Origin of the sequence: Lysinibacillus halotolerans (assembly GCF_003711845.1) — a bacterium.
GTDB classification, from domain to species: domain Bacteria; phylum Bacillota; class Bacilli; order Bacillales_A; family Planococcaceae; genus Ureibacillus; species Ureibacillus halotolerans.
Genome location: NZ_RHLQ01000070.1, coordinates 1 through 11,838 on the forward strand (window position 1 = coordinate 1; position 11,838 = coordinate 11,838).

Here is an 11,838-nt window from a genome sequence, read left to right on the forward strand (position 1 = left end):
ATTTGGTTTGACGGCCATTTTCATTATATCGAGAGGAGTTTTTAATTCCATCTCCATTACCACTCTAAAAGTATATTTTCACACGTGCAGAGCACGTGGTTTTAAAAGAATTAATAAAAAAGACGAAATGAACATAAACGTTCATTTCGTCTTTTATTCATGCCTTTTTAGGCTTTTATTATGCACATTAAAGCCGTGCACCTTTCTTCGACAGCCGTACATAAGCGTTACTCTTGTCGCCAGCTCAGGTTAGGCTACCCCGCGGCACATGGGTGAAACCACTTAATGCTGCTTCCTTCCGGACCTGACATGGTTCATGGGTACCCATTGCGCAGGACCCAACCTTCAACACTACGTGCAAGAGGCAGACCAAACATACGGACAGCCTCAGAAAGGACTTCAGTCTCGCTAGAGCGGATTGCGAGTTACAGGGCACCGCTACCTCCCCACCTAGCACGGCATAAACTAGTATACTTTATTATTGAGGGAAAATGCAATGTTTAGTTCTGGTAATAATGGAAAAGTTGAAATCTTTTTTTAAAAAACTTTCCCTTCTACTTATTTTCTACTTATTTGTTGACCATAATATAGTTATATGATATATTTTTCTTTGTCGAAACGGAGGCATACCCAAGTCTGGCTGAAGGGATCGGTCTTGAAAACCGACAGGCGGGTTAAACCGCGCGTGGGTTCGAATCCTACTGCCTCCGCCATTTTTATTTACTATATGATGATAACATCCGTTACGTAACGTAACGGATTTTTTTGTAGAAATTCCATTTGAGTACTAAAACTGATAGCAGTTATAGTACTTTTTTAATTTATAATGAAAAAACACTCATTAATAGAAGGTGAAGTCTTTCCATGGAATATATGAAAGCCCTTTCAAAAGTTAATCGTTGTACGATTGCAATCCTTGCTACTGCTTTACTTACCGCAATTGGTAGTGAAATTAAAATAATGCCCTATGAAGAAGCACCTTTCCGTTTTGGATTAGGCAGTATTATTTTTTTTATTGCCGTATTAATACGTACTGTACCCGTTATTACAACGGGGATTATAACCGGTTTAACCGTCGTACTATTCCGTTCATTGTTAGATAGCCTATTTTATGAACAACCTTTTATAAATGCATTAATCGAACATTTCCCAGCAGCCCTTTTTTATTTTTCATTTGCTGTATGTTTGTCTATTTTTAATATAGAAAAATATAAAACAAAACCTTTAACTTTAGGGTTGATGGCTTCTTTATTTGAAATCATTAGTAATAGTATTGAGCACCTTTTTACTACTCTATTTGTAACGAAAATACCTATTAATGCAGAGGAAATTTTTTTACTTATTACGATTGCCCTTTTACGTAGTTTTTTTGTTGTTGGATTATATAGCTCAATAATCATTGCTGAAAATAAAAAGCAAGTTCAGCAATTATTAAACATTGGCTCCAATTTATATGTGGAAACGTTATATTTACAAAAATCAATGAACCAAATTGAACAAATTACCGCTTCTAGCTTTGATTTATATAAACAATTAGCAACGGTTCATTCCGAATTAAGCATAAAAGCATTAATTATTGCTCAAGAAATTCATGAAGTGAAGAAAGATCAGCAACGTATTTTTGCTGGATTGTCGAACATTGTAGAAAATAAACAATCCGATCATTATTTAATGTCGGATTTACTTTCCCTTGTTTCAGAAGCTAATCAAAAATATAGTGTGCTTCTAAAGAAAAATATTCAATTTAACGTATTACTAAATGAAGATTTTCATACACATGCCCATATTCAATTACTTGCCGTATTAAACAATCTAGTCGCCAATGCAGTAGAAGCAATTGAAAACGAGGGGGCGATTACCATTTCGGTTGGTATGAAAGCCGATGAAACAAATATTATAATTGAAGATAATGGGATTGGTATTCCAGAACATTCCCTTCCAGTTATCTTTGACCCAGGTTTTACTTCGAAATTTAATGAAAAAGGCGAGCCTTCCACGGGAATTGGCTTATCCCATGTACAAGCAATCGTAGCAAAATTACACGGTAATATACATGTTGAAAGTAATAAAACAACAAAATTTATCATTACAATCCCGACAAATATGTTATAGAAAAGGAGAAAGACATGCGTTATTTCATTGTTGACGACGACCGTGCAAGTCGAAAAATGTTATCAACTATTATTAATGAAAGCGAGCTAGGAAGTGTCATCGGTGAAGCTTCCAACGGTCAAGATGCTATCCCTCAAATATTAGCTATCCAACCCGATTTCGTATTAATCGATTTACTAATGCCCAAACTAGATGGTATCACGACAATTGAAAAATTACGTGAAAATCTTTATGAAGGTCATTTTATAATGATTTCTCAAGTTGTAAATAAAGAAATGGTTGCCCAAAGTTACGAAAAGGGGATAGAATTTTTTATTCATAAACCCATTAATAAAATCGAAGTTGAAACGGTTCTTCGGAAAACAGAAGAACAATATCGCTTAAAAAATTCTATTTTAGCCATTAGACAGTCATTATCCCATTTTGCTGAGGATAAAAAACATGTTAAGAAAACGTCTAGGGACCATGTTCAATCCATTTTAAATGATATGGGTATTGTCGGTGAGGTAGGCAGTGAGGATATAACAAATATTATTGAACTTTTACTTATGGATAAATATAAAATTTCTCCACTCCCACCACTAAAAGAATTATATGAGAAAGTGGCAAGTTTAACGAAATCTACAGCGGATGATATCGTAAAAGAAAGTAAAGCGATTGAACAACGCATTCGTCGAACAATTTTAGCTGCAATGATTAATCTTGCTAATTTGGGAATTGTTGATTATACAAATTCAGAATTTGAATATTATGCCCCTCGTTATTTTGACTTTACCGAAATTCGATCACTAATGCGTCAAATCGAAGAAAATAATCAACGAAAAGCGAAAGTAAATATCAAAAAATTTATTCAAGTGTTATTTGCTGAAATAATTAGCAAAGTGGATTAATCGGATTTTGTCGGATTTTGTAAGTCATCCATATACTATTATTATGGACTTGTCCTACATTTGATTGGGGGGGAGAAAATTGAAAAAATTTAAACTTAGTTTAGCTTCTCAAATAATAATCGGTCTAGTATTAGGGATCATTGTAGGTGCTATATTCTATGGTAACCCTAATGTAGAGAAATATTTACAACCACTTGGTACGATCTTTTTAAATTTAATTAAAATGATTGTTGTCCCAATCATCGTCTCTACACTTATTATCGGTGTAGCTGGTACTGGGGATATGAAACAACTTGGCCGCCTAGGTGGTAAAACTTTAATCTACTTTGAGATTATCACAACAATTGCCATCGTTGTTGGTTTAGGTGCAGCTAACATTTTCCAACCAGGTGAAGGCATTAACATGAATGAATTAACTCAAACCGACATTTCATCTTATGTTGAAACGACAGAATCGGTTGAGCATGAAGGTGGCGGCTTATTAGATACTATTGTTAGTATTGTCCCAACCAATTTCATTCAGTCAATGGCTGAGGCCGATATGTTACCTGTTATCTTCTTCTCTGTATTATTTGGTTTAGGGGTAGCAGCAATTGGAGAAAAAGGGAAACCTATACTTGATGTGGCGCAGGGCGTTGCAGATGCGATGTTCTGGGTTACAAACCTTGTAATGAAATTTGCACCAATTGGTGTATTTGGTTTAATCGGGGTTACAGTATCAAAATTCGGTTTATCATCTTTAATCCCACTTGGAAAATTAGCACTTCTTGTTTATGGTGCAATGATATTCTTTGTACTTGTTGTATTAGGAATTACAGCGAAAATTGCTGGTGTTAACATTTTTAACTTATTAAAAGTATTAAAAGAAGAACTGATTCTTGCTTATTCTACATCTAGTTCTGAAACCGTTTTACCACGTATTATGAATAAAATGGAGAAATACGGTTGTCCAAAAGATATTACTTCTTTTGTTATTCCAACTGGTTATTCCTTTAACTTAGATGGTTCAACATTGTATCAAGCAATTGCTGCACTATTTATTGCACAAATGTATGGTATCGATTTAAGCATTACAGAACAAATTACATTAATGCTTGTATTAATGGTTACTTCAAAAGGGATTGCTGGTGTTCCAGGCGTATCATTCGTTGTTCTTTTAGCAACACTTGGATCCGTAGGTATCCCACTTGAAGGACTAGCATTTATCGCTGGAATTGACCGTATTCTCGATATGGCCCGTACAGCAGTAAACGTTGTCGGAAACTCTTTAGCAGCTATCGTTATGTCAAAATGGGAAAAACGTTTTGACGAAGATAAAATGGAAGCATACAATGCTGAATTAGCTAAATAAACATTTAAAGCCGCAAATTATTGCGGCTTTTTTATATTCGATACGGCCTTTGCTAAGTAAGCTCGAATAGATTCTTCCCCATTTCCTAACGCTTCCTTTTCACGAGCTTCATCCTTTGCAATCTTTTTCTCAGCGGTTTCAACAATCTTTTCAATATCCTGTTGTGGAACGACGACAACACCATCGATATCCCCAATAATAAAATCCCCAGGGTGAACCGTTACATTTCCAACTGAAATTGGACAATTAACAACTCCCCCTCCATTTTTAAATCCTGCTGCAACTGTTGTGCCTAATGCAAAAACCGGGAAATCTAAATCATGAATTGCGGCCATATCTCGAATTACACCATCTACAACAAAACCTTGTACACCTATTCCCTTTGCAAGGGAGACGACGAAATCACCCGCTACAGCTCGATTTGTATTTCCTTTAGCATCAATAACTAAAATATCACCCTTTTGTGCCATACTAATCGCTTCTAAAACCGCACCATTTTCTCCATCTGGTAAACGTACTGTTATAGCTCGTCCTGCAATTTTAAAATGATCTGCTAACGGCTTAATCTTACTATCCAAATTTGTATGTCCACCTGTAGCATCCGAGATTGCTGTCGTTGGTAAAGCGTAAAAACGTTCCTGTATTGTAGTCGTTTCCATTTTTTTGCCCTCCAAATTAACAAAATATTGTAATAATTTAAATTCTATAGGATTATTATAGGAAGTTAAATAGGTTAATTTAATTAGACTTATGTGATCGTTCCCGATTAAAAGTAGAGGAAGTGGTTAAAATGGTGGGGAAGCATACTCTTCGATTCATTACATCCAATGAGGAGTGATAAATATGAAACGGAACCGATTGATTATGCAATATAAAAAAGAAAATGGAGAAACTGGTTATAAAATGGTTTCCTTCGACATTGATGTTATTGCTAAGCATACAGGAGGGCTTGCACCAACCATTCTTTATTTTTATGATAATCAAGATGTAACGGAAGACGTGCGAGCTATTCGTTTCGGATTAGAGCCTCCTTCCTCCTACATCGATGACTATGATCAATTTCAAAAACTATTATATAAAAAAGAGCAACGAGCAATTAACAACTTATATGATACGATTAGCATCCGTCCTAAACATATGTCGACAACAAAGCAAATTTTATGGAGCTTTGGTGTTTTACTGTTAATGACCATTCCGCTACTAGTAGCGATAATTTTAAAATAATCTTACTCAAAAAAAAGTATCCCTTATGTTACAGTAATTCTCTACTGATCAACACAAAGGATACTTTTGATTATTGTTCTATATTTCCTTCTACACCAAGATCTTCTACCCGTATGCTATCACCAAATGCTGGTTTTAAAGTTTCCTCGTATGCTTTTTGAAAGAATTGTTCTTCCCTTAGTGCTTCCAGCTCTTCCTTTTACCTTTCCAGCAATCATGTATAACCTTTAATTTTTTATTAGAATCTGTTGACCAGGTTGAAGAGTTTCAACATCTTCTATCTCAACAGTTTCAGGATATTTCAAACCTAATCCAGTATTTAAACATACAACATGTTCGTCTTCTCGAATCCATCCTTGTTCACGTAAAGTTTTAACAGCTGCGAATGTAGCTGCCCCTTCTGGACAAATAAAATTACCTTCTAGTGAGGCTACTAGTTTTTGAGCTTCCAGTAATGCTTCCTCCGATACGGCGATAGCACATCCTTTCGTTGCATAAATTCCTTCTAATACTAAAAAATCACCTAAAGCCTTCGGAACATTGATGCCAAATGCACATGTTGTTGAATTTTCAAAGAAGACGGATTCTTTCTCTCCTTTTTTCCACGCTTCTACAATTGGGGCGCATCCTTCTGCTTGAACAGCTACTAACCGTGGCAACTTCCCCTGTTCAATCCACCCTAATTGTTGTAGCTCTAAAATAGCTTTATAGATTCCAATGATGCCTACACCTCCACCCGTTGGATATAAAATCACATCGGGCACTTTCCACCCTAATTGTTCAACAATTTCATAACCCATTGTTTTCTTACCCTCTATCCGATAGGGCTCTTTTAATGTAGATGCATCATAAACCCCTTGTTCCTGTACTAAGCTTCCTACAACTTTTCCAGCATCACTAATTAAACCGTTAATTAAATATAAATCTCCACCAGCAATATATACTTCCTTTCGAGTAATTTCAGGAGCATCTAATGGCATGACAATTGTTGCTTTTATATTCGCCTTTGCTGCATACAATGCCCAGGCAGCACCTGCATTACCATTAGTCGGCATTGCTAGATGTTTTACCCCTAATTCCTTTGCTTTTGAAATTCCCACACTTGCACCACGAGTTTTAAAAGAACCCGTTGGTATAATCCCTTCGTCTTTCATGTATAAATTATTTAATCCATAATCAGCTCCTAAATACGGCAGTTTTTTTAATGGCGTCATTCCTTCTCCTAGCGACACTACATTTTCTTGATGATGGACTGGAAGTAGCTCATGATATCTCCACAAAGTATTAGGGCGATTTTTCATGTCCTCACGGTTAATAGTTTCTTTTACTTTTTCTAAATCATAACGTACTAGTAACGGGGAGCCACACTGACATAACTGCTGAATTCGATTTTCTTCATAAGTTTTACCGCACTTTGGGCACTCTAAATGAGTAATATAACTATATTTCATCATCGTCACATTCCCTCCTAGAATTAAAAAAGGCAACAATAATCCATCAAAATATAGATCATTGCAGCCTTTGGTTGTCCAATAAGCCAACTATTAAACTAAATTTAATATCAGTTTTCCGATAAGTCAACTATGTTTGTAACTTTTTCTAAATTTTCTATTTATTTAAAACAAAAATTCTTTTTACTCAACACTTGATGACATCGATTTATCAAAAAGAGCATCCTATTTATTCAAAATAGCTATAATATCATTAACGTTCGTCGCCACTTTTAGTATACTGCGTTGTTCTTCACGTATAAATCCTTCCTCGAACATCTTTTCAAAATGTTGGATGAGGGCATCATAAAAGCCATCTATATTATATAAAATGACAGGATTTTCATGTAAACCAATCTGTGCCCATGTAAACACCTCGAAATATTCATCTAGTGTTCCACACCCACCTGGTAAAGCGATAAAAGCATTTGAAAGATCAATCATTTTCTTTTTACGGACATGCATCGATTCAACAAAATGAATCTCCGTTAAGTGCAAATGGGCAATTTCCCTTTTTTGTAAATGCTCTGGCATAATCCCAATAACTTCCCCATTATGGGCAAGGGCAGCATCCGCCACTGCACCCATTAAACCAATGTTGGAACCACCATATACAATTCCAATCTTTTCTTTTGCCAATCTCTCGCCTAATTCTTTTGCACTTTCTATGTAAATTGCACTTTTCCCTGTCTGTGATCCACAATAAATGGCTACATTCATTTTTTATACCTCCATGTCAATTTGATACAATACAAGAATAACATTAAATTTTCAAATAGAAGGAGAAGAGCGATGAAAATTTACCCTCTTGGAGTTGGTGGAGCTTTTACCAAAACAAACTTCCATAATAACTATATCATTCATTTAAATGAAAAATGCCTATTAATTGATGCTGGCTCTACATTGCGATATAGCCTTCGTGAAGCTGGATACCATTATACCGATATAGATGTTGTCTTTATTTCCCATTTACATTTTGACCATGTCGGTGGTTTAGAGGAAATGATCATGCAACGGTTTTGGCAATTTAATAATGGGCAACATAGTCCACTAAAAACGACGATTATTGTTCATGAAAAATTACTTACTCCATTAAAAAGTTTACTTAGCCACGGACTTGCAAATCAAGGGCGAACAGTTGAGGATTTTTGTAATTTTGTTTGTTTAAAAGAAAAGGAAGTTTATAAAATAGAGGATTATTCCTTTACAATTTTTGATACTAGTTATACCCATGCAGATGGATTGTTTAGTTTTGGATTTAAATTAGCATCCTTGCAATCCAATATTGTATTTACTAGCGATGTAAAACGTCTAAAAGAAGCGAATATTATTGGGCAAGTTGATGGGAACACGGTCGCCATTTTCCAAGATGTCAGCTTTACCTTTAATGGTGTCCATGCCACATTACAAGAAGTGCTCGATTATTACCCTAAAGAATACTATTCAAAACTTTATGCCATGCATTATAACGACAATGTTGAACAATTTCAGAAAGTCATTGACAGCGCCAATATAAACATTGTAAAAAAAGGTGAAATTCTTCACTTTTAACTAAAAAACGGGAAGAGAAAATCCGATTCTCTACCCGCTTTTATTTTTATAATGCACCCATACCGCCATCTACGCGATATTGAGCTCCAGTTATAAATTTACTGTCGTCTGAAGCAAGGAATAAAACTAAATTTGATATATCTTCTGATTCTCCATATCGACCTAATGGAATGGATTTTTCCATATTCGCTTTAGCTGCCTCAGCTTGTCCAGGAGCAAAACCTTCTTCTAAAGAACGCATCATTCTTGTATTTACAGGTGATGGGTGAATAGAATTTACACGTACTTGGTAAGGTGCTACTTCTAGCGCTGTTGATTTTGTTAAACCTACAACGGCATGCTTCGAGGCAACATAAGGAGTAACGTCTGGACTTCCATGTAATCCTGCAACAGAAGAAGTATTAATAACACTACCGTAACCTTGTTCTTTCATAACAGCTAAAACATATTTTAATCCTAAAAACACACCACAGACATTAACGGCCAATACTTTATCTAAATCCTCTACTTTTTGTTCAGTAATTGGGGCAACTTTACCTTCTATACCCGCATTATTAAAGAAGATATCAATTTTTCCAAACTGCTCTACCGTTTTATTAACATAATTTTTTACTTCTTCCTCTTTCGATACATCGGCCTGAACGACAATTACTTTTCCAAGGGATTCTAACTCAGCTTTTGTTTCATCAAGAGATTCTTGGAATAAATCAACTAATACAACTTTTGCCCCTTCTTCTAAAAAGCGTTTTGCAGTAACTTTTCCAATTCCTCCTGCTCCACCGGTAATAATCGCTACTTTGTTTTCTAGTTTACTCACCATAAAAACCTCCCATTTTTTGTTGTAATCGCTTTCAAAAGAGGTTAGAGCTCATATTTAATATAGATAAATAATGAACACCACTCTATTTTAGGATAGTCTCTAAAATTTGAAAATTCAATAAATTAGACTTTACAAAATTTTTCTAATCGCTTTATTTCATGAAAAAAAGCCTCCCTACAAAAAGTTCGTAGAAAAGGCTTTGATAAAGTTTGCTATTTATTTACGTAAATGACTTGTTTGTTTTAACATATATGCAATTCGTTCCACAATGTTTTCGATTTGGTCTGGATTTGCCATTAAATCATAGTCATTAATGTCTAAACGTAATACAGGACATGAATTGAAATTATTAATCCAGTTTTCATATCGTTCATGCATTTCAATCCAATAATCTTTCGGTGTTTGTTGTTCCATTTCACGACCGCGTTCTTGGATACGGCCAATGATGTCATCGATTGGACCTTCTAAATATACAAGTAAATCTGGATGAGGGAAGTATGGTGTCATAACCATAGCTTCAAATAAATTAGTGTACGTCTCATAATCGGTCGGATTCATTGTTCCTTTATCATAATGCATTTTCGCAAAAATGCCTGTGTCTTCGTAAATCGAGCGATCTTGAACAAAGCCGCCACCATATTCGAAAATCCGTTTTTGTTCCTTAAAACGTTCGGCTAGGAAGTAAATTTGTAAATGGAAACTCCATTTTTCAAAATCATCATAAAATTTATCTAAATAAGGATTCGTATCAACCTTTTCAAAGGATGTACGGAAATGTAAAGCTTCTGCAAGAGCCTTTGTCATTGTTGACTTCCCTACACCGACAGTACCTGCTATCGTAATCACTGTATTCGATGGAATTTGATATTTTTCTCTTAAATTCATTCTTGATTTGTACTCCTTTGTTGTAGCTTCTCTTCTACTAATTGTAATATTTGTTGTAAATCATTTTGATTCCTTACGAAGTCGATTTGGTCACCATTAATTTGGATAACAGGAATATCAGGGTGCATCATTTCAAAATGTTGAATAAACTCATGGTAGTCTTTAGCTAATCGTTCTATGTAATCCCGGGTAATCATTTTTTCAAACTCTCTACCGCGCATTGCAATCCGATTCATCAATGTATCTAAACTAGCATGTAAATATATCACCATATTTGGGCGCGGCATATCAGCTGTTAAAATATTATAAATGGCTTCATATTTTTCATATTCAGAAGGTTTTAATGTTCGTTTTGCGAAAATTAAATTTTTGAAAATATGATAGTCTGCTACGACCGGAGATCCTACCTGTAACATATGTTTTTTAATATCCGTTAATTGTTTATATCGATTACAAAGGAAGAACATCTCCGTTTGAAAGCTCCACTCATCAATATTTTCATAGAACTTCCCTAAAAACGGGTTTTCATCCACAATCTCTTTCAATAGATGATAGTCAAAGGCATCCGAAATCGCCTTTGATAACGACGTTTTCCCTACACCAATCGGACCCTCGACTGTAATAAATGGAACAGACAATGAGAAGTCCCTCCTTTTAGTCTAATTCGTCAATGCTATTCATTTTATCATATCAACTTGTCGAAAAACAGAGACAGTGATTGAAGTTCATAAGTAATTATTATAAAAATCAAACAAAAGTTACTAGAGTTAAAGAATTGTTCCATTTTCTCCAAGCGAATATTAGTGAAAGTTCATTTTTCCCAATGACCGTGATACACTTACAAGCAAGGAGCGATGTACGTGAATATTTTTGATAAAGATCGCAAATTCATGGAAGAAGCGATAGTTGAAGCAAAAAAGGCAGCAGCATTAGGAGAAGTACCAATAGGTGCCGTTATCGTTTATGAAGATAAAATCATTGGACGGGCCCACAATTTAAGGGAAACTTCACAAAATGCCGTAACCCATGCAGAATTAATGGCAATACAACAAGCATGTGAAACTATTGGTAGTTGGCGTTTAGAAGAAACAACCCTATATGTAACATTAGAACCTTGTCCAATGTGTGCAGGTGCTATTTTACAATCCCGTGTTCCTCGGGTTGTGTATGGAGCGAGAGACATGAAAGCTGGTTGTGTAGACTCATTATATCGTCTATTAAATGATTCCCGCTTTAACCATGAATGCGAAGTTATAGAGGGCATTTTAGCAGATGAATGTGGTCAATTGCTTACTAATTTTTTCCGTGCTATCCGGGAGCGAAAAAAGGAAGAGAAAAAGGCGAGAAGGCTTTTATCTCAACAAGAAAATAATAAAGATATATAAACAAATATAAAAAAGAGGCTGGGACAAAACCCTCCTCTAAATAAAAAAAGCCGGTGAAATTTTACGAAAAGTAAAATTTCACCGGCTTTGAATTTTTTACAATAAAATAAGGACCTCTTCTGATAAAATT

12 protein-coding genes, 1 tRNA gene and 1 other RNA gene are annotated in these 11,838 nt (G+C 35.2%); 7 read left to right on the plus strand and 7 right to left on the minus strand.

Translation table 11 applies throughout. The features are described from left to right. Positions 1-193 precede the first annotated feature (193 nt). An RNA gene (gene ffs, locus EC501_RS17205) (signal recognition particle sRNA large type) lies at positions 194-459 on the minus strand. 161 nt (positions 460-620) lie between these two features. Between ffs and EC501_RS17210 the strand changes: the two genes are divergently transcribed. From EC501_RS17210 to gltP, 4 genes are all read left to right on the plus strand, one after another. Further along, positions 621-713 (plus strand) — tRNA-Ser (locus EC501_RS17210). A 151-nt stretch (positions 714-864) separates the two neighbouring features. Next, complete coding sequence (locus EC501_RS17215; RefSeq protein ID WP_241559393.1) at positions 865-2,112, plus strand: ATP-binding protein; 1,248 nt, start codon at positions 865-867, stop codon at positions 2,110-2,112. Positions 2,113-2,126: 14 nt separating this feature from the next. Then, complete coding sequence (locus tag EC501_RS17220; protein WP_122973579.1) at positions 2,127-3,002, plus strand: response regulator; 876 nt, start codon at positions 2,127-2,129, stop codon at positions 3,000-3,002. A gap of 79 nt (positions 3,003-3,081) precedes the next feature. After that, positions 3,082-4,353: a glutamate/aspartate:proton symporter GltP gene (gene gltP, locus EC501_RS17225; protein WP_122973580.1), complete on the plus strand. Its 1,272-nt coding sequence runs from the start codon at positions 3,082-3,084 to the stop codon at positions 4,351-4,353. Between the two features lie 17 nt (positions 4,354-4,370). On the opposite strand, the gene EC501_RS17230 is transcribed toward gltP, so the two are convergent. Continuing rightward, positions 4,371-5,012 (minus strand): RraA family protein, encoded by a 642-nt coding sequence (locus EC501_RS17230; protein WP_122973581.1) that lies wholly within the window; start codon positions 5,010-5,012, stop codon positions 4,371-4,373. 184 nt (positions 5,013-5,196) lie between these two features. Between EC501_RS17230 and EC501_RS17235 the strand changes: the two genes are divergently transcribed. After that, positions 5,197-5,577: a sodium:proton antiporter gene (locus tag EC501_RS17235; RefSeq protein WP_122973582.1), complete on the plus strand. Its 381-nt coding sequence runs from the start codon at positions 5,197-5,199 to the stop codon at positions 5,575-5,577. Positions 5,578-5,804: 227 nt separating this feature from the next. Here the strand turns inward: EC501_RS17235 and EC501_RS17240 are convergent, their stop codons facing one another. Further along, positions 5,805-7,028 (minus strand): threonine synthase, encoded by a 1,224-nt coding sequence (locus tag EC501_RS17240; protein WP_122973588.1) that lies wholly within the window; start codon positions 7,026-7,028, stop codon positions 5,805-5,807. A 225-nt stretch (positions 7,029-7,253) separates the two neighbouring features. Continuing rightward, positions 7,254-7,787, minus strand: a complete 534-nt coding sequence (locus EC501_RS17245) for an LOG family protein (protein ID WP_174232717.1) — start codon at positions 7,785-7,787, stop codon at positions 7,254-7,256. Between the two features lie 72 nt (positions 7,788-7,859). On the opposite strand from EC501_RS17245, the gene EC501_RS17250 reads away from it, so the two are divergent. Continuing rightward, positions 7,860-8,618 (plus strand): MBL fold metallo-hydrolase, encoded by a 759-nt coding sequence (locus tag EC501_RS17250; protein ID WP_122973583.1) that lies wholly within the window; start codon positions 7,860-7,862, stop codon positions 8,616-8,618. A gap of 46 nt (positions 8,619-8,664) precedes the next feature. On the opposite strand, the gene EC501_RS17255 is transcribed toward EC501_RS17250, so the two are convergent. From EC501_RS17255 to EC501_RS17265, 3 genes are all read right to left on the minus strand, one after another. Further along, complete coding sequence (locus EC501_RS17255) at positions 8,665-9,438, minus strand: SDR family NAD(P)-dependent oxidoreductase (protein WP_206613383.1); 774 nt, start codon at positions 9,436-9,438, stop codon at positions 8,665-8,667. Between the two features lie 216 nt (positions 9,439-9,654). Continuing rightward, the gene (locus EC501_RS17260) at positions 9,655-10,323 is read right to left on the minus strand and encodes a deoxynucleoside kinase (protein ID WP_122973584.1); all 669 of its coding nucleotides are present in this window, start codon (positions 10,321-10,323) and stop codon (positions 9,655-9,657) included. Then, positions 10,320-10,961: a deoxynucleoside kinase gene (locus EC501_RS17265; RefSeq protein ID WP_122973585.1), complete on the minus strand. Its 642-nt coding sequence runs from the start codon at positions 10,959-10,961 to the stop codon at positions 10,320-10,322. The genes EC501_RS17260 and EC501_RS17265 overlap by 4 nt, the downstream gene beginning before the upstream one ends. A gap of 222 nt (positions 10,962-11,183) precedes the next feature. Between EC501_RS17265 and tadA the strand changes: the two genes are divergently transcribed. Continuing rightward, positions 11,184-11,708: a tRNA adenosine(34) deaminase TadA gene (tadA, locus tag EC501_RS17270; protein WP_174232718.1), complete on the plus strand. Its 525-nt coding sequence runs from the start codon at positions 11,184-11,186 to the stop codon at positions 11,706-11,708. Positions 11,709-11,838: the final 130 nt, after the last annotated feature.

Bases quoted from the DNA above. Each gene is read 5' to 3' on its own strand.
- EC501_RS17215 (WP_241559393.1), top strand. From the start codon at position 865: ATGGAATATATGAAAGCCCTTTCAAAAGTTAATCGTTGTACGATTGCA.
- EC501_RS17220 (WP_122973579.1), top strand. From the start codon at position 2,127: ATGCGTTATTTCATTGTTGACGACGACCGTGCAAGTCGAAAAATGTTA.
- EC501_RS17230 (WP_122973581.1), bottom strand. From the start codon at position 5,012: ATGGAAACGACTACAATACAGGAACGTTTTTACGCTTTACCAACGACA.
- EC501_RS17235 (WP_122973582.1), top strand. From the start codon at position 5,197: ATGAAACGGAACCGATTGATTATGCAATATAAAAAAGAAAATGGAGAA.
- EC501_RS17240 (WP_122973588.1), bottom strand. From the start codon at position 7,028: ATGAAATATAGTTATATTACTCATTTAGAGTGCCCAAAGTGCGGTAAA.
- EC501_RS17245 (WP_174232717.1), bottom strand. From the start codon at position 7,787: ATGAATGTAGCCATTTATTGTGGATCACAGACAGGGAAAAGTGCAATT.
- EC501_RS17250 (WP_122973583.1), top strand. From the start codon at position 7,860: ATGAAAATTTACCCTCTTGGAGTTGGTGGAGCTTTTACCAAAACAAAC.
- EC501_RS17255 (WP_206613383.1), bottom strand. From the start codon at position 9,438: ATGGTGAGTAAACTAGAAAACAAAGTAGCGATTATTACCGGTGGAGCA.
- EC501_RS17260 (WP_122973584.1), bottom strand. From the start codon at position 10,323: ATGAATTTAAGAGAAAAATATCAAATTCCATCGAATACAGTGATTACG.